This window comes from Pseudomonas sp. NFACC25 (assembly GCF_900100935.1).
GTDB lineage: Bacteria > Pseudomonadota > Gammaproteobacteria > Pseudomonadales > Pseudomonadaceae > Aquipseudomonas > Aquipseudomonas marginalis.
The window spans coordinates 147,716-170,944 of sequence record NZ_FMUC01000004.1 but is presented as its reverse complement, the minus strand read 5'-3'; the positions used below and the strand labels follow the sequence as shown (position 1 = coordinate 170,944).

13 protein-coding genes are annotated in these 23,229 nt (G+C 63.9%); 6 read left to right on the top strand and 7 right to left on the bottom strand.

Annotation, left to right across the window (positions count from 1 at the left end):
• Positions 1-131 precede the first annotated feature (131 nt).
• Genes BLQ09_RS11690 through BLQ09_RS11680 form a run of 3 tightly spaced genes read left to right on the top strand, consistent with a single transcriptional unit; the run spans position 132 to position 5,598 of the window.
• The gene (locus BLQ09_RS11690) at positions 132-1,373 is read left to right on the top strand and encodes an exonuclease SbcCD subunit D C-terminal domain-containing protein (RefSeq protein ID WP_092356830.1); all 1,242 of its coding nucleotides are present in this window, start codon (positions 132-134) and stop codon (positions 1,371-1,373) included.
• Positions 1,370-5,008 (top strand): AAA family ATPase, encoded by a 3,639-nt coding sequence (locus BLQ09_RS11685; RefSeq protein WP_092356827.1) that lies wholly within the window; start codon positions 1,370-1,372, stop codon positions 5,006-5,008. The genes BLQ09_RS11690 and BLQ09_RS11685 overlap by 4 nt, the downstream gene beginning before the upstream one ends.
• Positions 5,005-5,598, top strand: a complete 594-nt coding sequence (locus BLQ09_RS11680; protein WP_092356824.1) for a glutathione S-transferase — start codon at positions 5,005-5,007, stop codon at positions 5,596-5,598. Before BLQ09_RS11685 ends, BLQ09_RS11680 begins: the two co-directional genes overlap by 4 nt.
• On the opposite strand, the gene BLQ09_RS31515 is transcribed toward BLQ09_RS11680, so the two are convergent.
• From BLQ09_RS31515 to BLQ09_RS11665, 4 genes are all read right to left on the bottom strand, one after another.
• Positions 5,595-5,720 carry a hypothetical protein gene (locus tag BLQ09_RS31515; RefSeq protein WP_256097795.1) on the bottom strand — a complete coding sequence of 42 codons (126 nt, stop codon included), beginning with the start codon at positions 5,718-5,720 and terminating at the stop codon, positions 5,595-5,597. The genes BLQ09_RS11680 and BLQ09_RS31515 overlap by 4 nt on opposite strands.
• Positions 5,721-5,891: 171 nt before the next feature.
• Positions 5,892-6,071, bottom strand: coding sequence for a hypothetical protein (locus tag BLQ09_RS11675; protein ID WP_027608577.1), 180 nt, complete (start codon positions 6,069-6,071; stop codon positions 5,892-5,894).
• A 156-nt stretch (positions 6,072-6,227) separates the two neighbouring features.
• Positions 6,228-7,403, bottom strand: coding sequence for a lactonase family protein (locus BLQ09_RS11670; protein WP_027608578.1), 1,176 nt, complete (start codon positions 7,401-7,403; stop codon positions 6,228-6,230).
• On the bottom strand, positions 7,390-7,680 hold the full coding sequence (locus BLQ09_RS11665) for a DUF5629 family protein (protein ID WP_027608579.1): 291 nt from the start codon (positions 7,678-7,680) through the stop codon (positions 7,390-7,392). Before BLQ09_RS11665 ends, BLQ09_RS11670 begins: the two co-directional genes overlap by 14 nt.
• Positions 7,681-7,819: 139 nt before the next feature.
• Between BLQ09_RS11665 and BLQ09_RS11660 the strand changes: the two genes are divergently transcribed.
• Both BLQ09_RS11660 and BLQ09_RS11655 read left to right on the top strand, forming a co-directional pair.
• Complete coding sequence (locus BLQ09_RS11660; RefSeq protein WP_092356821.1) at positions 7,820-12,676, top strand: hypothetical protein; 4,857 nt, start codon at positions 7,820-7,822, stop codon at positions 12,674-12,676.
• A 38-nt stretch (positions 12,677-12,714) separates the two neighbouring features.
• The gene (locus BLQ09_RS11655) at positions 12,715-17,370 is read left to right on the top strand and encodes a dermonecrotic toxin domain-containing protein (protein ID WP_092356819.1); all 4,656 of its coding nucleotides are present in this window, start codon (positions 12,715-12,717) and stop codon (positions 17,368-17,370) included.
• A 127-nt stretch (positions 17,371-17,497) separates the two neighbouring features.
• On the opposite strand, the gene BLQ09_RS11650 is transcribed toward BLQ09_RS11655, so the two are convergent.
• Together BLQ09_RS11650 and BLQ09_RS11645 are read right to left on the bottom strand one after the other, a co-directional pair.
• On the bottom strand, positions 17,498-19,873 hold the full coding sequence (locus tag BLQ09_RS11650) for an efflux RND transporter permease subunit (RefSeq protein ID WP_027608582.1): 2,376 nt from the start codon (positions 19,871-19,873) through the stop codon (positions 17,498-17,500).
• 15 nt (positions 19,874-19,888) lie between these two features.
• Positions 19,889-20,917, bottom strand: a complete 1,029-nt coding sequence (locus tag BLQ09_RS11645; protein ID WP_175472310.1) for a WD40/YVTN/BNR-like repeat-containing protein — start codon at positions 20,915-20,917, stop codon at positions 19,889-19,891.
• Positions 20,918-21,215: 298 nt separating this feature from the next.
• On the opposite strand from BLQ09_RS11645, the gene BLQ09_RS11640 reads away from it, so the two are divergent.
• Positions 21,216-22,331: a Gfo/Idh/MocA family protein gene (locus tag BLQ09_RS11640; protein ID WP_027608584.1), complete on the top strand. Its 1,116-nt coding sequence runs from the start codon at positions 21,216-21,218 to the stop codon at positions 22,329-22,331.
• 71 nt (positions 22,332-22,402) lie between these two features.
• On the opposite strand, the gene BLQ09_RS30975 is transcribed toward BLQ09_RS11640, so the two are convergent.
• A complete protein-coding gene (locus tag BLQ09_RS30975) occupies positions 22,403-23,221 on the bottom strand; it encodes a hypothetical protein (RefSeq protein WP_133822097.1) in 819 nt (272 codons plus the stop codon).
• Positions 23,222-23,229: the final 8 nt, after the last annotated feature.

The window sequence follows — 23,229 nt, the reverse complement described above, 5'->3', positions numbered from 1 at the left end:
GAGTGCATGTTCATCAGCGGTCAGTTCCAAGCGCGCCTGGTAACAGGGTATTTACAGGTAAACTCTCCGGCTTTATCGCCCTGCTTTGTTTTCGGCGGCCATTCATCCTCTTTTCCTCTACGGAGTTCGCCTTGCGTCTGTTCCACACCTCCGACTGGCACCTGGGCCAAAACCTCCACGGCCAGGAACGCGACTTCGAACACGCCTGCTTCCTCGAGTGGCTGCTGCGCCAGATCGCGGCCCAGCAACCCGATGTGCTGTTGATCGCCGGCGATATCTTCGACACGGTCAACCCGCCGCTCAAGGCCCAGGAGCGCCTGTACGATTTCATCATCAGCGCCCACGAACAAAACCCCAAGCTGACCATTGTGATGATCGCCGGCAACCACGACTCCGGCTCGCGGATCGAGCTGCCCGCGCCGTTGATGCGGCGCCTGCGCACCCATGCGCTGGGCCGCGTGCTGTGGCTGGACGACGGCCAGCTGGACGCCGAACGCCTGCTGATTCCCCTGCCGGATGCCAAGGGCAAGGTCGCCGCGTGGTGCCTGGCGCTGCCGTTCCTGCGCCCGGCGGAAGTCACCGGTGCCCACCTGGGTGACGACTACCTGCAGGGTATCGGCCAGGTCCATGAATGGCTGATCGCGGCGGCCAACGCCAAACGCAAGAAAGGCCAGGCGTTGATTGCCATCAGCCATGCGCACATGGCCGGCGGTTCGGTGTCGGAAGATTCCGAGCGCAGCCTGATCATCGGCAATGCCGAGGCGCTGCCGGCCAAACTGTTCGACAAAAGTGTCGGCTATGTTGCCCTCGGGCATTTGCACAAGCCGCAAAAGGTCAATGGCGAGGAGCGCATTCGCTACAGCGGCTCGCCGATACCGCTGTCCTTTTCCGAAATTGGCTATAAGCACCAGATCCTCGATGTGACGTTCCAGGGCGAACGACTGGTCAGCGTCGAACCGCTGCTGATTCCCCGCTCGGTCAACCTGCAACGCCTGGAAGCCGCGCCCCTGGCGGACATCCTCAAGGCCCTGGAGGCGCTGCCCGACATCGACCTGCTCGCCGAAACCCAGCGCCACCCCTGGCTGGAAGTGCGCGTACGCCTCGACGAACCGCAACCGGACCTGCGCCAGCAAATCGAAACCGCCCTGCAAGGCAAGGCCGTACGCCTGGTGCGCATCGCCGCCGAATACGCCGGCCAAGGCCGCCGCGACGACAGCAACGAAGACGCACTGATCGAACTCGACCAGCTCACGCCCCAGGAATTGTTCAGCCGTGCCTGGCAGGACAGCTACGGCAGTGAAGTGGATGAACAGACCTTGAAGGATTTCGCCGTGCTGCTCCAGGAAGTGCAACAGGCAGGTGAACAGCCATGAAGATTCTTGCCATTCGCCTGAAAAACCTCGCCTCCCTGGCCGGCCCGTTCGAGATCGACTTTACCGCCGAGCCCCTGGCCAGTGCCGGGCTGTTCGCGATTACCGGGCCGACCGGCGCCGGTAAAAGCACCCTGCTCGATGCCCTGTGCCTGGCGCTGTTTGGCGCCGTGCCACGCCTGGGCGATACCGGCCAGGCCAAGATGCCGGATGCCGACAGCGATATCTCCATCGGCGATCCACGCACCCTGATCCGGCGCGGCACCGGTGGCGGCTACGCCGAAGTGGACTTTGTCGGTGTCAGCGGCCGTCGCTACCGGGCGCGCTGGGAAGCCAATCGCGCCCGCGACAAGGCCAGCGGCAAATTGCAGAACAGTCGGCAGAGCCTGATCGACCTGGACAGCGACCAACTGCTGGCGAGCCAGAAGACCGAATACAAGACCCAGCTGGAATTGGCCCTGGGCCTGAACTTCGAGCAGTTCACCCGCGCCGTGCTGCTGGCCCAGAGTGAGTTCAGCGCCTTCCTCAAGGCCAACGACAACGAACGCAGCGAACTGCTGGAAAAGCTCACCGACACCGCGCTGTACACCCAGCTCGGCCGCCGTGCGTTCGACAAGGCCAAGGACGCCAAGGACGCGCACAAACACCTGCAGGACCAGGCCACCGGCGTGGTGCCCCTGGCCCCCGAGGCGCGCGCCGAACTGGACCGGCAATTCGACGCGGCCCAGCAACAGCTCAAGACCCAACAGGCCCAACTCAAGCAATTGGAGTTACAGCACACCTGGCTCAAGGAACTGCGCGAATGGCAGGACCGCCAGCGCAGTGCCACCGAGCAGCTCCAGCGTGCGCAAGCGGAGTGGGACAACCAGGCCACGCAGCGCCAGGACCTGAGCCGCCTCGACCAACTGGCACCGCAGCGCCATCAGTTTGCGCGCAGGGCTGAACTGCTCACCTTGCTGACGCCACTGGCCGCGCAGATTCAGCAGTACACCGAGCAACAGGCTGAACTGCAGACCCGCCAGGCGCAACTGCAACAACAGCAGACCGCGGCCCAGACGGCGCTGGTTGACGCACAGCAGCAACAAACTGCCGCCGCGCCCCTGCTACGCCAAGCCTTCGATGCGCAAAACACCCTCGCCCACCTGACCGAGAGCCTGGGCAAATTTGCGTCTGAAAAACAGTTGGCGCAAACCGCCTGCACTGAAGGTCAAGCCAACTTGAATGGCTTGCTCGACAAGCAAAAACAAGTCGACGAGCGCCTGCAACGCCTCGCCGCCGAACTGGAGCGCAGCAGCGCCCTCGCGCCGCTGGGCGATGCCTGGAACGCCTACCGCGATCGCTTGCAACAGTTGATGCTGATCGGTAATCGCCTGAAAAAAGGCCAGGCCGAACTGCCAGACCTTGAACAGCGTGCTACCAGCGCCGCAGAAAAATTTGCCCAGCAACGCGAAGCCCTCGACCTGCTGTATCAAGAAGCCGGCGCCGAACCCCATGCCGTGGCCGAACAGGTGCAACTGCTGGCCAGCCTGTTGCAGGACAATCGCAAGCAGCAGCGCGCCTTCGAAGACCTGTCACGCCTGTGGGACAGCCAGCAGCAGTTGGAGCAGCAATCCGTTGCCCTCACGCAAAAGCTCGCCGATGCCGCCCGGCAACGCGACCAACTGAACCAGACCGGCCTGCAAACCAAGGCCGAGCTGGCCGTGGCTGAACAGACCCTGACGGTGACCAAGCAACTCTTGGAGCGTCAGCGCCTGGCCCGCAGTGCCAGCGTCGAGGAATTGCGCGAACAATTGCAGGACGGCCAGCCCTGCCCGGTGTGCGGCAGCCACGAGCACCCGTACCACCAGCCCGAAGCCTTGCTGCAGAGCCTCGGGCGCCACGACGACAACGAAGAGGCCACGGCGCAGAAAGCGGTCGATACCCTCAAGGAAAAACTCACCGAACTGCGCGGTGAAGTCGGCGGCCTGATCGCCCAGCAAAAAGAATTCCTGCAACAACAGGAACACCTGGTCACTCAACAGCAGGCGCTCCAGCCCAGCCTGGACGCGCACCCACTGGCAGCCTCGCTGTTCAATCAGGACGCAGCCAAACGCAACCATTGGTTGGCCCAGCAACTCAGCCAACTGAGCCAAAGCATCACCCAGGACGAACAGCGCCAGGGCGCCCTGCTCAACCTGCAGCAAAACGCCGGGCGCTTGCAGCAACAACTGCAAGCCGCCCAGGACGCGAGCCAGCAGGCGCGCCAATTGCTGGTGGACCAGCAGCGCGAGCTGTCCAACGACCGCGAGCGCCTCGACGAAGAACTCAACGCCTTCGCCAGCCTGCTCCCCGCCGACACCCTGGAAGGCCTGCGCAGCGACCCGGCCGCGACCTTTATGCAGTTGGACCAGCAGGTCAGCCAACGCCTTGAACAACTGGGCCATCAGAAGGATGAGCTGGCCGAGCAGCAGGAACGCCAGCAGGCCATCGAGAAAGAACAGACCCATCAACAACATCGCCAACAGCAACTCGAGGCCCTGAACCAGCAATTTACCGAGCTGGCCACGCAGCAGCAGGCCGCCCAGGAAAAACTCGGGGCCTTGCTGGGCGAGCACGCCAGCGCCGAACACTGGCAACAGCAACTGGAACAGGCCGTGGAGCAGGCACGCCAGAGCGAGACGGACGCCAACCAGCAGTTGCAGGACATCCGCAACCAACTGATCCAACTGGCCGCCGACCTCAAGGCCCAGCAGGAGCGCGAGCAAGCTTTCGAAGCCGAACAGCACAGCCTCGATGCCCGCACCACCGAATGGCGCGCCCTGCACCCCGAGCTGGATGACGAGGGCCTGGCGCGTCTGCTGGCGTTTGATGACACACACATCGCCACGCTGCGCGAACATCTGCACAGCAGCGAAAAAGCCGTCGAGCAAGCCAAGGTATTGCTGCTGGAACGCGAACAACGCCTCGCCGAACACCAGGCCCTGCACAACGGCAACCTGGACGCCGAACAACTCGACGGCGCCCTGGCTGCGCTCAATCAACACTTGGCCGACGGCGAAAAACACTGCGCCGAACTGCGCGCGCGCCAGTCCGAAGACCAGCGTCGCCAGGACGCCAACAGTGCCCTGGCCGAACAGATCGCCAAGGCCTATGACGAGTGGCAACGCTGGGCACGCCTGAACGCACTGATCGGCTCGGCCACCGGCGACACCTTCCGCAAGATCGCCCAGGCCTACAACCTCGACCTGCTGGTGCACCATGCCAACGTGCAACTGCGTCAACTGGTGCGCCGCTACCGTCTCAAGCGCGGCGGCAGCATGTTGGGCCTGCTGGTGATGGACACGGAAATGGGCGATGAACTGCGCTCGGTGCATTCGTTGTCCGGCGGCGAGACGTTCCTGGTGTCCCTGGCCTTGGCCCTGGGCCTGGCATCGATGGCCTCCAGCACCTTGAAGATCGAATCGCTGTTTATCGACGAGGGCTTTGGCAGCCTCGACCCCGAGTCCCTGCAATTGGCCATGGACGCCCTCGACGGCTTGCAGGCCCAGGGGCGCAAGGTGGCGGTGATCTCCCACGTGCAGGAAATGCACGAACGCATCCCGGTGCAGATCCAGGTCAAGCGCCAGGGCAACGGCCTGAGCACCCTGGAGGTCAAGTGAGCGAGGCGCTGCTGTATTCGTTCCGGCGCTGCCCCTATGCGATGCGCGCACGCCTGGCGCTGCGCTACTCGGGGGTGGCGGTGCGGATTGTCGAGGTGAGCCTCAAGGCCAAGCCGGCGGAGATGCTGGCACTGTCGCCCAAGGGCACGGTGCCGGTGCTGGTGGTGGATGGCGAGGTGATCGACGAGAGCCTGGCGATCATGCAATGGGCCTTGGCCCGGCATGATCCGGATAACTGGTTATTGCAGGGGGATCCGGCGGTACTTGAGCTGATCGCCGAGAACGATTCAACCTTTAAACATCACTTGAATCGATACAAGTACCCCGAACGCTATCCCGAGCAGCCGGTGGAACACTATCGAGCCGAAGGCGAGGTGTTCTTGCAGAAGCTCGAGGGGTTGCTGGCCACTCGCGCCTATCTGCTGGCCGACCACCCTGGCCTGGCGGACATGGCGCTCGCGCCGTTTATACGGCAGTTTGCCCACGTGGACCGCGAATGGTTTGCCGGTACGCCGTACAAAGCGTTGCAACGCTGGTTGGAAGAATTCCTGCAATCGCCCCTGTTTATCGGCGTGATGGCGAAGACTTAGCCTTCGATCAGACTCAACAACCGCTCGCGAGCGATCTCCGGTTCGCCGTCCGTCAACTGCACGGATGACAGGATCGGGGTGGAATAAAGGGCGAGGATAAGTGCGGCGAGTCGAAGTGCCATGCTGTCGATTCCATGAAAGAGCGCGTCAATATTTAAGCGTCAATTTAAACACATGGCAATGCGCCATTACCTCATTTTTTTCTTCGACAGCTGCACAAACGCCAAACCACTCGAACGCGCGTTTACGTTCCAGTGGTTTGGCGTCTGCTTGTGTGCAGGGTCAATCAGCGCTCATTGCTGGGTCTTGTGATCCAGGGCGGCGTAGAAGTTGGCGCTTTGTTGCAGGTATTTCTGGGTGTAGGCGCTGGTGCTGGATTTTTTGCCGCTGACTTCCACGCTGGCGGCGGCAGGCAGGGCGACGGTGGCGGAAACGGCGGAGGCGGCGATGACGGAGAAGAGATTCAAGTTCATGTCGGTAACCCTTGTGTTCGTTCGGTTGGATGGCCGGGGAAGGCCTTGGAACCCAACTTACGCCCGAGGATTGAACCTTAGAAATGCTTTGAAACAGTAGCCGCTATTAATACAATTAATACTAAGGGTCAGGCCCCGCATGGCGGGGCCTGTGGCTTATTGACGCACCAGGAACTTGAGGTCGCTGGGGGCATCGATCGGCAGTTTCTGCACGGTTTTACCCAGCAGGCCGGTCTTGGGGTCACGTTCGACCACCACGATTTCGTTGCTCTTCTGGTTGGCGATCAGCAGGAACTTGCCGCTCGGATCGAGGCTGAACTCCCGCGGGTGGTCGCCTTCGACGCTGCGGCGCTGCAGCTCCGTGAGGTGGGCGGTGGCCGGGTCCACGCCAAATACGATGATCTGGTTGGCGGTGCCGCGATTGCTCACGTACAGGAACTTGCCATCGCTGGAGGCGTGCAGTGCGGCGCCGGCCTTGTCGGATACCGGTTGGCCGGCGGCGAAGTCCACCAGTTGGGTCTGGCTGAGCTTGCCATCGGTGTAATCGAAGACCGCAACCTGGGCGCTCATCTCGGTGGTCAGCCAGGCATGCTTGCCATCGGCGCTGAACAACAGGTGACGCGGGCCGCTGCCCGGTGGCAGTGGCACAAAGGCCGGATCGGCCGGGGTCAGCGGCAGCTCGTGGTTGGCCTTGGGGTCGTAGCGATAGGCGAACAGCTTGTCCGCCCCCAGGTCCTGCACAAACACGTACTTGCCATCCGGCGACGACACCACCGAATGCACATGGTTGGAGGCCTGGCGCTCAGGGTTCACGCGACTGGCCGGGTGTGCACTCAACTGCACCGGTGCCGACAGCTTGCCCTCGGCATCCACCGGCAGCACCGCCAGGCTGCCGCCCGGATCTTCCAGCACCGAATAGTTGGCGACGAACAGGTAGCGCCCATCCGCCGCGACGCTGGAATGGGTCGGCTCGTTGCCCAGGCTCTGCACCTGATTGACCAGGGTGAGCTGATGATTCTTCGGGTCGATGCGGTAGCTGCTGACGCGGCCGACCGGGTCTTGCTGGCCCGGGCCGTTTTCATTGACCACAAACAGGTGCTTCTGGTCTTTGGAGACCGTCAGCCACGAAGGGTTGGCGGACTTCGCCGCCAGTACCGGCTTGCCTTGGAACTGGCCGGTGCGGCTGTCGAATTGCAGGCGATAAATGCCTTCGCTGGAGCCGGCGGTGTAGCTGCCCACCAGCAACTCATAGGTGTCCGCCGGTGCAGCCTGCACCGACATCGCACCCACACTGCCGGCCATCAGCAGCGGCCAGAATTTACGCATCATCATGCTCGTCTTCCTCGTCGTTATTGTTGCCGGTGAAGGCGGCCATGCACACCAGGCGGTGCTCGCCCGAATCACCGGTGAGGGTCCAGCTTTGCAAGGCGTCATCGAAGGTTGCGGCCTGCACCTGCACCAGGCTGAAGGACCAACGTTTCTCGGCCCGGCCGTCCATGCTCTTGATCAGCAACTGTTGATCGTCGAGGCTGAAATCAAAGGCATGCAGCCCATCGATTTCGAGCATGTCGCTGGTGTGGAGTTCAGTAAGCAGGGAAGCGGCAGTCATCAGGCTCATTCATCGCTGGAAAAAACGCTGATGATAGGCCAATCCGGCCACGCCGTCGTGTCGCGATAGCGGGCTACCGCACGGCAGCGGCCGGCGCTTGCCATTCTGGGGGCGAACTCCCCACAGAATGGAATCTCCTATGCCAGACACTTCAAACGCCCCGCCGACAGGGCCGCTGCACTTCGCCCACCGCAGCAACACCCCGGCCCTCGCGGTCACCCAGCAGTTCGCCACACGCCCGACGTTACGCCAGGTGGTCGAACGGCACCTGCACGAACGCCTGCAGGAACAGTTCCCGGCACTGCCCCTGGACCTGCCCACCCTCAAGCTGGCCACCCCCAACCAGCGGCGCGGCTGGGACCTCAGGCGCTTGACCGATGTGGTCCTCGAGCACCTGGGCAATGGTACGGCCCTGAACCTGACGCAGGTGGTCGACCAACGCCGCTGCTTCCTGTCCCAGCGCCCGCCCTCACGCTTGACCTATGAGGCCAATGGCCCCCGCGAGCCGGACATGGCGGTGATCGAACGGCTGATCCTGGACCTGGCCTTCACCCTGCCCATCGCTTTTCAGCAAACCCTGGCCACCTATTGGAACGGCGCTGCCGACACCGGTAGCAGCCGCTGGCAATGGCTTGGCGATCTACTGGCGGACACCCTCAAAAGCAGCGCCAGCCTGCTGCCCGCCGGCACGCCTCGGAACATGCTGGACAGCGTGACCCGCCAGCCTGACCGACGTGAACGCCAGGCCGGGCCCAACGGATTTGTGCATGCTTACTGCCTGGAAGCCTGTGTGATCCGGCACGGCCGTGAAGCCCGCCTGCTGAGCAGCGACCTGCTGTTGGTGCAAGGCCACCAGGCCTTGCTGTGCCAGGCGTCGGGCAGCGTCGAGCCATTCGCCTCACTGGAGGTCTTCACCCAGGCCTGGGGCCAGCGCCTGAGCCAGCGGTTGCAGGTCGACAAGGTGGTGGTCAGGCGCTACGAGCCCGATGGCAATCTCTTCGATACCCAGGCCGCCCTGTTGCTCAACCAGCAACTGGATGACCTCGAAGCCATCGCCCTGCCCGCCTCCGACGGCGTGCGCAGCCTGGAGCAGCGTTTTGCCCTGGCGACAGACCCCAGCGCCGCCTTTGTCGCTGCGCCGGCACCCGACCCGACACATCAGGACGCCATCCAGACGGCGTTGCCCGCCTGGCTGCAGAGCGCCAATGCCCAGCAGCGTTTCGCCTATCGCCAAGGGCTGTTGGAACAGGCCCGCCTGCAACGCCTGCAGGCCGGGGCGTCGTTCCTGGACGGGGTCGAGAGCCTGCCGGCCTTTGCCTCCCGCACCCTGCGCGAGCAGATGCGCCGCGACCACCCTGGCGCCAGCGTGGAACCGGACAACCTGCGGCTGACCTTCCACGTCCCGGTGGGTGACCTGCACAGCGGTTACCTGGCACCGGTGACCCTGGGCCTGACCGAGCTGGCGATCAAGAACCTCGCCGCCGCGCCGCACGGCCGCATGACCCTGCAGGACACTTCCGGGGCCGCCCTCCCGGCCTGGCTGACCGAGGACTATATCCTCGGGGAAAAAGGCCTGTTCCACAGCACGCCCGGCCTGATCCGCCAAGTGGATATCGGCCGGCGCTACCCGCAACAGCTGCGCGACCTGCTGCTGGGCGACACCCCGCAGGTACGCCGGCGTGAGACGCTGTTCGGCCAGGCGCTGACCGTGCAACTGCCGCACCAGGCCCTGGAACTGGCGATTCGCGGGCAACAGGGCTTCAGCTTCCTGGGGTATCGCTACGTCAAGGCGGTGCTGCACGCCAGCGCGGCGGGGCGCGTGGTCGACACCCTCGACATCGTGATGCGCCCGCTGGCCTTCGCCCGCAAGCCCGCTGCCGTGCCGGATATCGTCGGCAACATGTTTATCATCGAACCCCGTGACATCGACGCCGGGCCGTCGATTCTCTATCGCCCGCTGTACTCTGACGCGTTGCAGCAATTCGCCAGCCGCGCGGCCCTGTTCGACGCCATCGCCCAGCCCGGTGCACTGCAAGACAGCGTGCTGGCCTGGATGAGCGACAAGGCCCGGCCGATCTACAGCCACGGCGGCTTCCGCAGCCCGCATATCCTGCGCTTCGGCCAGGGCGACGACACGGTGCAGTGGCCGGCGCCGCCGCCCGCGCAGTTGGTACAGGAGTTCAATGGCAGCGAAGTCGAGGGTTCCCTGGCGCAATGCCTGGCCACCGGCAACCTGACCCAGTACCTCTACGGCAGCAACGCCCGGGCGCTGGTGGACCTGGCGGATCGCGACGCGGTGTCCAATGCCGAAAGCCGTTGGGCGGTGTTGCTCGAAGGTGGCTGGCTGCTGTTCAACGCCCTGCTCTTGCCGCTGCTGCGCGGGCCGGCGCTGGTTGCAGGCTGGATGGTGCAACTGGCGGTCAGCCTGCGGCACGATATGGCCGCCCTGCACGGCGACGACGCCGCCGCCCGCGAACTGGCCTGGGTCGACGTGCTGCTCAACATCGGCCTGATCCTGCTGCACATGGCCCCCCGGCAACACCCGACCCTCGAGTTACCCTCGGAGCCCGCCTTACCGGCCACCCTCGCGGCCCTGCAGCGCCCGCCAGGCCTTGCGCCCCGTCCGGCCACACCAGTGGAACTGGGCCCGGTGGGCCTGCCCGCAGAGCCGCCGGCCGGCGACCGCACCCTGGTCGACTTTGTCCATTCCAACGCCCGCGACGCCAGCCGCCGGCGCCTGCTCGAAGCCCTGCGCGAACTGCATGTGCCATGGCCGGTGCCGGCCCCCGAGCCGCTGGACGCCGGCATGTTCAAAGGGCTGTATCGCATCGACCAGCAATGGCATGCCTCGGTGGGCGGCCTGCTGTTTCGGGTAAACATCGCCGCGGACCTGGGTGAGGTGTGGCTGATCCATCCGCAGAAACCGCAGCATCCAGGCTTCGTACTGGTGCGCAATGCCCAGGGCCAATGGGGCCTGGACCTGGGCCTGAAACTGCGCGGCGGCGGGCCGAAAAACCGCCTCAAGGCCAAGCTGGCCCACATCGACCAGCAGCGCACCCAAGCGTCGGAGGAGATCAATCGCATCAGTGATGAGGTCAGCGGCCTGATCAAACGCCTGCAGCCTATCGACCAGGTGCTGGATGCCGCCCGGCAGAAGTTCGAGCAGGCCCATAACGCCCTGGGTCTGGCCCGCACCCGCTTGCGCAGCGCACCTGACGACCCGGCGCGGGTAGCCGAGCACCTCGCCAGCGTCGCCCAGCGCTCCCGGGCCAGGGCCGGGTTCCAGGTGTTTCAGGAGCGCTTCGATGCGGCTGCCGCCGAGTTGCTGCAACAACGGCGCGCCTTGATCGAGGCCTACGGGCGGATGAAAGCCGTGGACAGCCGCTTCGACTACGAAGGGCAATGTGTGGAGCAATATCAGTCGATCCTGGCCACCGATGAAATTCGCGTCAGCCAGTTGTCGTCCCTGTACCTGGCCACGTTTGTGTCCGAGCAGGGCGAATCGCTGATCGAGCTGCAAGGCAGCGCCCAGGATGTGCAGGCGCTGCGCTATTTCAACGACCTGCTGGAAACCAACTTTGCCGTGTCCGAGCGCCATGCCCAGGCGATGATTGCCATCGAGGACACCCTGGAGGCGATGGCCGCACGCTTGAAAACCGGCGCGGCCCAGCGCCTGAATTACCTCAACGGGCATCCCAAGCGCCGGTTCTACAACCGCCTCAATGCCACCCTCGAATCCCTGGATGTGCTCACCGAGTTGAGCATCGACCGGACGATCCCGGCCAGCACCCCGCAGGAGCACTATTTCCTCGCGCGCCATGGGCACCTGCAATCCTCCCTGTCTGCCCTGGAAGACTCCCACCTGGACCTGCTGACCACCGAAGGTTTCACCACGACCGAACGCAAGGAGGTGCTGACCAACCTGGTCAGGCACTACAACCGGCGCCTGCAGATTTACCAGAGCCTGCTGGAACTCGATTCGCCCCTGGCGCACCCGCGCTACATGCCGCTGCTGATCGAGCGGTTGAACACCGTGCGCGACAGCGCCGAGGCCGACCTGGCGGCGCTGCTGCGCGAAGATGAATTCCTGCCGCCGCAACCGGGGGCCTTCAAACCGGTACAGGCTCCGTCAAGAACCAAACGGGTGTTCAAGTCGCGGGACAAGGGCCCCCTGGTGGGTGACCTGGAGCCGGCGCAGCGTGACCAGCCCTTCCCCACCATCGTGACCCGCAACCCCATTACCCAGCAGGTCAGCGGGCGCTTTATGGAGCACCCCAACGAGGGTTGGGTGGAAATTGTCGAGGCCAGGCCCAGCCGTCCCGCCGAGCCACCCCAGGCACCGGCGCTGTCCACACTGCGCGCACAGGCGCAACGATTGCTGGAAGAGGTGCCGGCTATCGAGCGCTCCATCGACTTCCAGAAACGCAAACTCAGCGACCCGACGCGTCGCGATGACCTCAACCCGCGTGACTGGCACGACATGCTCGCGCACCAGGCCGAGCGCCTCGACAGCGTCGCGACAGAATTGTCCAGCCACGCGGCCGACAAGCCGGACGTGCTCCAAACCGTCGAGCGCCTGCGCCTGCGCGCCGAGGATTTGCGCACCCAAGGCCGCCAGCATTGCATCGAGGGTTACAAGGCCCAGCGCCCGCGCCAGGAAAACATCGAATTCCTGCGCGCCCATGCCGCCGTCGACATCGGCCTAGTCCACGGCCCGCAACGCACCGCCGCCAAGGACTATGTGTCGGAGTTCGCCGTGCGCGAGAAAAACCGCCTCACGGTGCTGTGGTATGCGCACTTTCACTACAGCCAGGCCGACAGCCCGCCGGGCGCTTATACGGCGGCCCACCTCAAGCGCCCCGAACAGCGTTTTGTCACCCTCCGGGACCTGATCGCCCAGGCCGGGGCAGATAACCGAAGCATCGTGCGCGACCTGTACAACCCGATCACGGCACCGCTGGATCAGCGTCTGTTCCTGAGCCTGCTGCCCGCCTGAACCCCCGCCATGCATGGCATCGCCTGAAAAGGATTTTTATGCAACTACCTGACCCTATTGCCCACGCCGTCAGCGCACGCTTCACCCAGCGCCCGGCGCTGGAAACCGTGATTCGCGAGCAACTCGCCACGGCCATCGGCGCCACGTACCCCAGCCTCAGCCTGGACCTGCGCCGCACCCGCCTGGCCCGGCCACAACGCCGCGGCTGGCTGCTGCAACCCTTTATGCCGGTGGTCCACGATGCCCTGGCCAGTGGTGCGCCATTGGATTTCAGCGAGGTCAACGGCTCGCCCTGGTACCTTTCGGACGAGCCACCCAAACGCCTGAAACTGCCCGGCCTGACCGAGGAAAAACTCGACATGCAGGTCATCGCGAAGCAGGTCGGCGAACTGCCGCAAACGCTGCCCATCGCCCTGCAGAATGCGCTGGCGGCGTATTGGGACACCGGCCCCTGGCACTGGCTGGCCGGCGTCTTGCGGGACACCCTGCGCATCGGCGCCCTGGGCCAGGCCGGCCTGGACCAACCCGCCAGGGAAACCCTGGAACAATTGATCGACTGCCCTGACCGCGAGGCCCGCCTTGCGCGGCATGGGGTGAATGCGGTGTTTGCCTACGCCCTGCAAGCCACCCTCACCCACGCCGAACGCTCGGTCACACGGATGGGGCCGCAGCTGGCATTGATTCGTGCCGTCAACAGCAAGGTCTCGGTGGTGCTGTGTGACCCGCAGCACACCGCCGAGGTTTTCCCGAGCATGGACGCCCTGATCCAGGCCTGTGGCCAGCGACTGGGCCGCCAGTACCAGGTCGACGACATCCTGATTCAACGCTACGAGCCCGATGGCGATATCTTCGAGCACCAGGCGTCGATGATCCTCGATCGCCAGCTCGAAGACCTCGGCAACCTGCGCCTGCCCACCGGCCAGCCGTTCAGTACCTGGCAGGCGCTGTACGCCGAGATCACCGACCCGGGGCGGTTTTTCCGCGACACGCCAACCGCCCCGCCCCAGACCCTGGACACCCTGCGCCAGCACCTGCCGGCCTGGCTGCGCGACGCCGATGCCGACGACCAGGCCACGTACCGGCGCTACGCCCTCGCCATGGCCGGCGCCAAACGGCGCGCGGCGGGGCGTACGGCCTTCAGCCAGATCGATGACCTGCGCACCTACACCGTCAAGGCGTTGTTGCAGGCCTTGCAGCAGGATGCCGTGACCCTGGGCAGCTCGGCCCTCGCATTGCCTTCCGTCGGCGCCTTGCACCCCGATGACCTGCAACTGACCTTCACCATTGCCGCCGGCTACCCAGGTACGTCAGGGATCATTCGCCATGAACGCATGAGCCTGACCGACCTGGCCATCGACAACTTGTCCAGCCGTCCCAGCGGCAGCGTGACCCTCACCCACCGCCACGGCCTGCCCCTGCCGGCCTGGCTGACCGCCGACTACCTGATGGGAGCCGACGGCCCGGTGGCGCGCGTGGACATCGGCCAGCACTACCCGCGGCTGCTGGAGGCCCACTGGCTGGGGGAAAGCCCCGAGGCACTCCGGCGCGAAACCCTGTTCGCCCAACAACAGGCCGTGCAGTTGCCGTTGCTGGCCCTGGAATTGGCCCTCAAGCAGCAAGCCGGCCTGAGCGCCCGGGGCGCACGCCTGGTGGCGGCACTGATGGAGCCCGAAGCCGCCAACCAGAAGGTCGACCAGCAGCCGGTGGTGATCCGTCACCTGGCCCTGCTGTCGGCACCCGGCGCCCATCCGGACACGGTCAGCGCCATGTACCTGATCGAGCCGCAGGACATCGGCGGCGGCCCCCATGTGTTGTATCGCCCGCTGTACGCCGAGGCGCTGCAGGAATTTGCCAGCCGTGAGGCGCTGCTGGAGGCCATCGCCGAAACCGGGCCGCTGCAGGACAGCGTATTGACCTGGCTGAGTGACAGGGCCCGGCCGATCTACGCCAATGGCGGGTTCCGCGAGCCCCACTCATTGCGCTTTGGCCAGGGCGACGAGTTTGCCCCCTTGCACAGGCCAGCGCCGGCCACGCTGGCCGCCGATGGCATCAATGACGAGTTGCAGCAGTGCCTGGTGACCGGGCGCCTGATGACGTACCTGTACAGTGATCACGCCCGGGCCCTGATCGAACAGGCCAACCGCGAATCGGTGTCCAACAGCGAAAGCCGCTGGCAGGTGCTGCGCGAGGGCAGCAGCCTGTTGTTCGGCAACCTGTTGCTTCCGCTGCTGCGTGGGCCGGCCATGCTGACCGGCTGGCTGTGGGGCCTGATGGCCAGCCTGGGCGAGGACATTCCGGCACTGGCCTCCGAAGACCCGCAAGCACGCGAACTGGCCAGCGTCGACCTGCTGCTCAACCTGGGGTTGCTGTTGTTCGAAGCCGTGCCCGTGGTCACCGCCGCGCCTCCCGAGCTGGCGACGGGGCTCAAGGACCAAGCGTTGCCCCCGCCCCTGGCACCGTGGATCGCCGAGCAGTGGCCGCAACCGCCCCCGCCCACCATCCGCGAAGGCGCAGTTATCCTGCCCGGTGCGCTGGAGCGGGTGGAAAACAGCGTGCTGGACTTGAGTTTTACCCAGGCTCGCTCGCGCCTGACCACGCTCCAGCGCCGCCGCCTCGCCAGTTTCAGCACCCCACGCCCGACGCCCCTGCCCCAACCGGTGTTGAACGGGCCGCGCCGGGGGCTTTACCCCGTCGAAAACCGCTGGCATGCCCTGGTGGACAACCAGTGGCTGCAAGTTGCCCTGGAGCCGGAAGGCGATATCCGCGTGGTGATGCCTGGCGACGCCAGCCTCAGCGGCCCGTACTTGCGCAGCGAAGGCCACGGGGAGTGGTCGGTAGACACCCGCCTGCGACTGCGTGGCGGCATGCCGCCGAAACGGATTGCCGCCGAACGCCAGCGCCAGGCGCAACGCATCAGCGAACTGAAGAAGAGTTTCGAACAGTTCATCCAGGGCCAGGTGACCATGCAGGGACGGCTCGACGTGATCCTGGCGGTGATGACCAGAACCGCCGAAGACTCGCGCTTCAGCGAAGCGCAACACGCCGACAGTCGCCAACGATTCGATACCGCACTGCAGGAACAGACCCAGGGCTACCAGCAGCAACTGGACAGCCTGCCGGAACGCAGCAGGCTGGGGATTGCCCTGCCGCCCCGGTCGGTGGCGAGCCTGTTGGAAAATGTCATCAACAACGTGCGCAAACATGTGGTGGTGGCCGAAAAAGACCGCGCGGCGCTCTACCGCAGCCACCCTCACTTCACTACCAAGGGCGGCCGCCTGGCCGAAGCGGTGCTGACCGATTTCCCGGCCTACCGCCAGTTCATTCGCGCAATGATTGCCATCAATGAGCGCTCGGTGCGCTGGCTCGAACTGCGCGATCGCTACCTCGAGCAGCTGTTCAACCTCGGCACTGCCAGCGCGGAAGACTACATTCGCCTGACCGCGGAACGCCCCCAGGAAATCAGCGTGCTGGCCGTCAAGGACCTGCTGATGCGCAACTACGAACTGATGACCCATAAACACCCTGGTCATCCCTTGGTGGAGGTGCTGATCGATATCCTTGAGCCGCTCCAGGAACACTTGCGTACCCAGGCCGACCTGAACGACCTGGAACTGTCGGCAGAGGAACGCGTCAACGTGCTGGAAAGCCTGGTGGAGCACTATGGCCGGGGGCTGGACTCGTTGCAGGGGGTTGGGATCGTCAACGCCGATGAGTTCGATGGCGACTATTTCGCCAAGCTGGTCAAGCTGGTGCAGGCGCTGTACGAGGAGGCCGCCAGTCAGTTGGCCAGCGAAATCAAGCCGCTTGCCCAGCCCGCCCCGCGCCCGAGCCGGCACAGCCCGACGGCGGTGGGCAGACCGCAGAAAAAGGTCATCCGCACCTCGAAAAAAGGCACCTTTATCGGCGAGGTCAAACCGCTGGGTACGCTGGAAACCGTGGAGGTTCGCTCGGAAGTCACGGGCGAGGTGCTGGGCACCTACTCGCAACGGGGCGAACAATGGATCGAGTTCAAGGAGTCGCCGCCCTCACCTACCGCGCCGGCTCCCCGCAGCCTGAGCCTGGTCAAGGGGGAAGCGCGCAAACTGCTGGGCATGCTGGAAGAGCACCTGAAACGCGGCGATCAATACAAGAAAATCTCCAGGCATCCGGAAGAGGTCCAGGAGGTGCTGCAGTATGAGTCGGTGCGCTACGACAAGTTGGCGACCGAACTGCATCAGGCCATCCAGGCCCAATCGGCCGAGGCCCGCACGCTCGCGGACCAGAACCTGGAGCGTGACATGCGCCAGGCGGCGGCACGCCTGAGCGAGCGCGGCCTGGCCCTGCGTATTCAACTGTGCCTGGAGCTCCCCCCCACCCACGGCAACCTAGAATTCCTGATCGAGCAAAAGCGCGCGAACATGGCGCTGCTGGGCGAACGCATTCAACTGATCGGCGACCGCCGGGACTTTGTCCAGGAATACGCAATCAACGACCAGGGTGGCTACCCCTTGTGGTACGTCCACTTCCACTACCCGGCAGCCGACACGCCCAAGCAGGCCTACACCGCCGCCCACCTGAAGACCCGCGAACAGCGCCGGGTCAGTTACTACTCGCAACTGGCCAGGGCCCAAAGCCCACAGGCCGTGGTGGATGTGCATCGTGGCTTGATCGGCAAGGCGCTGGCGCAGCGCTGGTTCCTGCCGCTGGCCCGCTGACAGGACCGTAGCGAGGGCGCTTGCTCCCGTTGGACTGCGCAGCAGTCCCATTGTTGGGGCCGCTTCGCGGCCCAGCGGGAGCAAGCTCCCTCGCCACCACAGTTCGCTCGCTGCTCTTTAGCCAGGCTCAGTGGGCAAACAACGAGTTACCCTTCTGCCCCGCCAGCTTCTCGGGCTTGATCAGGAAGCGTGCCAGCGCCGGCAGCAGCCACAACGCACCGAACATGTTCCACAGCAGCATGAAGGTCAGCATCAGGCCCATGTCGGCCTGGAACTTGATCGCCGAGAAGATCCAGGTGCACACGCCGATGGCCAGGCACAGGCCGGTAAACAGCACGGCCTTGCCGGTGGACTTGAGCGTCTGGTAATAGGCTTCCTGCAACGGCAAACCGGCACGCAGGAAACTTTCCAGGCGGCTGTAGATGTAGATGCCGTAGTCCACGCCGATCCCCACCCCCAGGGCCACCACCGGCAAGGTCGCGACCTTGACGCCGATGCCCATGAACGCCATCAGCGCGTTGCCCAGCACCGAGGTCAGCACCAGCGGCAGCACGATGCACAGGGTCGCCGCCCAGGAGCGGAAGGTGATCATGCACATGGTCGCCACGCACAGGTACACCAGGATCAGGATGGTCAGCTCCGATTCCTTGATCACCTCGTTGGTGGCCGCCTCGATCCCGGCGTTACCGGCAGCAAGGATGAATTCCAGGCCGTCCTTGTTGTTCTCCTTGGCGAAGTCCTGTACCGCATGCACCGCGCGGTCGAGGGTCTCGGCCTTGTGGTCATTGAGGAACACCAGCACCGGCGCCAGGGAGCAATTGTTGTTGTACAGGCCGTCGGCGCGGGCGATGGAGTTGTTCAACACGTCGGGGTTGCGCGACAGGGTTTCCCATTTCAGGTTGCCCTCGTTCATGCCCTTGATCATCTGCTTGGACACGGTCACCAGCGAGATGGCCGACTGCACGCCCTCGGTGTTCTGCATCTTCCACATCAACTGGTCGATGGGCGCCATGGCTTCATAGCGCGAGCAACCTTCGGCCTTGGTCTTGACCATCACCACCAGCACGTCGGAGCTGGTGGAGTAGTTGCTGATGATGAAGTTGTTGTCCTTGTTGTAGCGCGAGTCCGGGCGCAGCTCCGGCGCGCCCTGGTCGAGGTCGCCGATCTTCAGGTTCTGGCTGTACCAGAGGCCGCCGCCAAAGGCGACCAGCGCGAGCAGGACCGAGACCGGCGCGACTTTGGGGCTGGCGAATTTCGACAGCAGGCGCCAGAACGGATGTTCTCGGTGCGCGTCCTTCTTGCTCCGGGCGATGGCCCGCTTGCTGATACCCGCATAGGAAATCGCCACCGGCAGCAGGATCAGGTTGGTGAACACGATCACCGCCACGCCGATGGACGCGCCGATGGCCAGTTCGCGGATCACGCCGATATCGATGATCAGCAGCGTGATAAAGCCCACGGCATCCGCCAGGATCGCGATCATCCCCGGCAGGAACAGTTGCCGGAAGGTGCGCCGCGCGGCCGTCAAGGCGTTGTCCGCCTCGCTGGATTGCAGGGCGATACCGTTGATCTTCTGCACACCGTGGGAAATCCCGATGGCGAAGATCAGGAACGGCACCAGCATCGAGTACGGGTCCAGCCCGAAGCCGAAGAAGTGCATCAGGCCCAGTTGCCAGACCACCGCCACCAGTGTGGTGCTCAACACGGCGATGGTGCTGCGCAGGCAGTTGGTGAACCACAGCAATAGAACCAGGGTGATGACGAACGCAACGCCGAAGAACAGCACCACCATCACCAGGCCGTCGATCAGGTCGCCGACCTTCTTGGCGAAGCCGACGATGTGGATCTTGACGTTGGGGTTCTGGGCTTCGAACTTGTCGCGGATCTTGTCTTCGAGTTCATGGGAGAACTTGCGGTAATCCAGGGCCAGCAGCTTGCCCTGGTCCTGCGGGTCCGGGTAGGACTCCAGCAGCGGGATGTCGACGATACTCGACTTGAAATCGTTGGCCACCAGCCGTCCGACCTGGCCGGACTTAAGCACGTTATTGCGCAGTTGATCGAGGCTTTGCGTCGAGCCGTTGTAGCTCTGCGGGATCACTTCACCGCCGGCGAAGCCTTCTTCGGTGACTTCGGTCCAGCGTACGCTGGGGCTCCACAGCGATTTAAGGCCCGAGCGGTCGACGCCGGAGATGTAGAACACCTCGTCGTTGATCTGGCGCAGGGTCTCCATGTATTCCTTGGTGAAGATGTCACCGTCCTTGGCCTCCACCGAGATACGCACCGTGTTGCCCAGGTTGGCCAGGTCGTTGCGGTGTTCCATCATCTTTTCGATGAAGGGGTGCTTGAGGGGGATCATCTTTTCAAAGCTGGTGGACGGGCGAATCAACGTCGCCTGCCAGAACAGGAAAATGCTCACCAGCAGGCAGATCACGATGACTGCCGGGCGGTTATTGAAGATCAGGCGCTCAAGAAAGGTCGCTTTATCGTTGTGATGACTGCTCATGCGTTCCCCGCCTTCTTATTGTTTTGTCGGTTCGGCGCCAGTGGGTGTGGCGACGCGAACACCACCCTGCCCGACCAGAATCAAGTTGCCGTTGCCTGCCGCCGTGACGGCCGACAATGAAATACGATCGGGGCGATTGAACACGCTGAAGGTCCGGCCGTCGTCATGGCTGACCACCACGCTGCCGCCGTTGCCGACCACCACCAGCGAACCGTCTTCGAGCAAGGTGGCCCCCGACAGGCCGAACTCCAGGGCCCCGCGTGCGGCATTGAGTTCGACTTGTTCCCAGGTGCTGCCGAAATCCGTGGAGCGGTAAAGATTGCCGCGCAAGCCGTAGGCCAGCAGGGTTTGGGGTTGTGCGGTGCTGATCACGCCAAACAGCGAGCCCTCGTAGGGGCCTTCGAGTTTTTCCCAGGTCTGGCCGTCGTCGCTGGAGCGGAACATGCTGCCCTGCTCGCCGACGATAAACAGGCCGGCGTCCTTGATCCGGGCGATGGCGTTGAGGTGAAACTGGTCTTCATTGTCGAGGCGGTCGCTGACGTCTTCCCAGGTCTTGCCGCCGTCGGTGGTTTCGATCAGCGCCCCATAGGCGCCCACGGCCAGGCCGTGGTGGGCATCGTTGAACCACACGTCGAGCAACGGCGCTTCACGCTTGAGGTCTTGATACTGCTGGGTCCAGGTGGCACCGCCGTCGGTGCTGGCGAGGATTTGCGCATCATGGCCGACTGCCCAGCCCTGCTTGTCATCGACGAAATACACCGCCGTGAGCAGTTGCCGGGTGGGGACCTTGGCTTGGGTCCAGATGCTGCCCTGGTCATCGGAATAGAGGATGTGCCCGCGATCACCGACCGCCACCAGGCGCTTGCCGGCATGCACGACATCGATCATCAGGCCCTTGGCGGCCTTGGGGGATTCAATCGCAAAAGAGGTATCGCTGGCGGCCTGGACGACGGTCGGCAACGCGACAGTCCCAAACAGCGAGAGCGCTGCGGCCAGCAACGCAACCCTGCGTGCGGCGCGTGGGCGGCAAACAACCCAACCCATGACAGGCTCACTCATAGACCTTTCTCCCATTTATTATTGTTAGGTCGTCTCGCCTTCCCGGGCCCTGAAACCTGCAATCTAGAGCGCCTGGAGGAAGCAGGGGCCATCCTATCGGGCTTTCGAATCGTCTGACAATCGGTGCTACGTTATCTTTTGTTAACTGACGGCGTTTGGCCATGCCTGAATAGGCGGGTATCAACCAGGCTGATTAATGAATTTTTATTCCATCTATTGAAATTTAGGAATTTTTATTCCATTAATAGCCTTCCTGAAAACAATAATCCAAAGGACCACGGCTATGCGTGAACTCGGAATCGGCTTGATCGGCACAGGCTTCATGGGCCGCGCCCACGCCCTGGCATTCAACAATGCCCGGGCGGTATTTGAACTGCCGGTACACCTCAAGCTGGCCGCCCTGGCCGATGCCGATACCGAGCGCGCCCAGCGCTGTGCCACGGCCTGGGGGTTTGCCCAGGCCCACGGCGACTGGCAGGCGCTGATCGACGACCCGGCCGTGGATGTGGTGGCCATCACCACGCCGAACCACCTGCACTTTCCCATGGCGATGGCGGCCATTGCAGCGGGCAAGGCGGTGTACTGCGAAAAACCCCTGGCGGTCAGCCTGGAGCAGGCCGATGCCATGCGCCAGGCCGCCCGCGAAGCCGGGGTGGTGACGCGGGTCGGCTACAACTACCAGCACAACCCGATGATCGGCCTGGCGCGGCAACTGATTGCCGAGGGCGACCTCGGCGACATCATCAGCTTCCAAGGCGAGTTCAGCGAAGACTTCATGGCCGACCCGGCGTCACCGTGGTCGTGGCGCTGTGAAGTGGAGCATGCCGGTGGCGCCCTGGCGGACCTGGGCAGCCACTTGCTGTCGATGGCGCGTTACCTGGTGGGCGATGTGACCGGCGTGTGTGCCGACACCCAGACCGTCCACGCCCAACGCCCGGCCGTCAAAGGCAGCGCCGAGCAGAAAGCCATCGCCGTGGATGACCAGGTGCACGCCCTGCTGCGCTTCGCCAACGGTGCGCGCGGCACGGTGAGCAGCAGTTGGCTCAAGCACGGTTACAAGAACCACCTGAGTTTCGAGATCAGCGGCACCAAGGGCACCTTGGCGTTCGATCAGGAGCGCTTGAATGAACTGCGCCTGTGCCGTGTCGGCCAGGACGGTTTCCAGCGTCTGCTGGCAGGTCCTGCCCTGCCCGGCTACGCGGCATTCAGCCCGGCGGCGGGGCATCAACTGGGGTACAACGAGCTGAAGACCCTGGAGGTGCAGGAGTTGATCATGGCCGTGGCGGGGCAAGGCGCGGATGGCACCGACTTTGACGCGGCGTGGGAGGTGGAACGGCTGGCGACGGCGATTCGTGTGGCGGCCCGTGAAGATCGCTGGGTCAACCTAAACTCGCTCTGAAGCGCAATGCAAAACCCTTGTGGGAGGGGCAAGCCCCCTCCCAACTTTCAGATCACCTGCACACCTCTCAATCAGCGGAAGTGAAGCCTGTCGAGCATGTCGGGACGCCTGAGGAGTTCCTTCGCCAGCCAGGCCTGGCGACCGAAGTAGGGATGCCTGGTAACGGTCCAGTTGGCAACTTCATGCAGTTTTTCGAGGCTGAGGTGGATGGGCCACTGCGGGTCCTTGAACAGATCGAAATCACGCATCAGCTCTCGGGCCAACTCTTTGTCATTCTGGTTTTTAAACATCGTGATGTTGAGGTTGTTTCGATCGATCAGGCTATCCAGCCCGCCGGTGATATGGTGACGGTCCATATCGTCGACCAGGTCTCCACGCCTCATCAGTTCCCGTGCCAGGCGGATATTCTGGTCTTTGTCATAATCGCCGGTCAGCGGTTTGCCGGCCATATTCTTCAGGCCGTCCTTGGTGATGATCCCATGGGGTGCCTTGAAGTCATCGAACCTGTCGAGCAGCATGCGTGATAGGTCCGCATTGCTCTTGCTACCAAAACCGTAGCAGGGCTTGCAGGGGAACGGGTCGGGCCTTGGAGGGCGATGGGCGCCAAAGCAGTGACGGACGAACTGCTTGAAATTGCTCATAACCCCCGCCGGCCAATAACCTGCTTTGATCTGCTGTGCACGGTCACGCGCCTCGAAGCCGGCGGTACCCGCGTTCGCGTAAAACGCTGCCGACCGCGGGGTGTCACTCGACTGAAAGCTGATTGAGGCGCTCTTTTGCGGGGTGGCGGACGCATTCGCCGTTGGTTTTGGGGAAGAGCTATTGCCCTGATCCACCTCCGGGTCCAGGCGTGAGGAAGTAACAGGTTTATCAAGAGCAGGCGCCAACATCGTTTGAT